This is a genomic window from Photorhabdus noenieputensis, assembly GCF_018448935.1.
GTDB classification, from domain to species: domain Bacteria; phylum Pseudomonadota; class Gammaproteobacteria; order Enterobacterales; family Enterobacteriaceae; genus Photorhabdus; species Photorhabdus noenieputensis.
This window is the reverse complement of record NZ_RCWC01000169.1, coordinates 1-615: the sequence shown is the minus strand read 5'-3', so window position 1 is coordinate 615 and position 615 is coordinate 1. Positions and strand designations below refer to the sequence as shown.

Sequence of the window (615 nt, the reverse complement as noted above, 5' to 3'; positions counted from 1 at the left end):
GGCGGATTCGACTAATAAGCGCAATTTTTCAGAAAGGCGGTCAGTTGCTATAGTAGGCATCTTTCCCGCCACAGGAGAATGCGCTATGGCCTATACACAACTGACCGAGACAGAAAGATATCAGATTTCCAGTTTAAAGACAGCGGGTTTTTCACAGCTTTTCATTGCTGAGTCACTTAAGCGAAGCCCGTCGACCATCAGCAGAGAATTGAAAAGAAATCAGGAAGCTCAGGCATACTGTCCTAAACAGGCTCATTTGAAGGGATTAGCTCGTCGTCATTTTGCTAAGAAAGCCGTGAAAATAACGCCGGAAGTCGAAAAATGGATAAAACGGTTAATTTGGAAAGATTTAAGCCCTGAACAAGTGGCTGATTATTTGAAGCGACATAAAGGGATATCTTTGCATCATGAGACGATTTATAGGTTGATTTACCAAGATAAAATAGAGGGAGGTGATTTATGGCAACATCTCCGGATTGCCAGAAAACCTTATCGCAAACGCTATGGTCGCTATGAAAGAAGAGGCAAAATTAAAAACCGGGTCAGTATTGATGTTCGCCCGGAAATCGTTGATAAAAAAGAACGTATTGGCGACTGGGAAGGGGATACGATAAT

At 42.4% G+C, this 615-nt stretch carries 1 protein-coding gene; it reads left to right on the top strand.

Translation table 11 applies throughout. From position 1 onward, the window contains the following. Positions 1-85 precede the first annotated feature (85 nt). A partial coding sequence (locus tag EAE91_RS23680; protein ID WP_214090565.1) for an IS30 family transposase occupies positions 86-615 on the top strand: 530 nt, incomplete at its 3' end.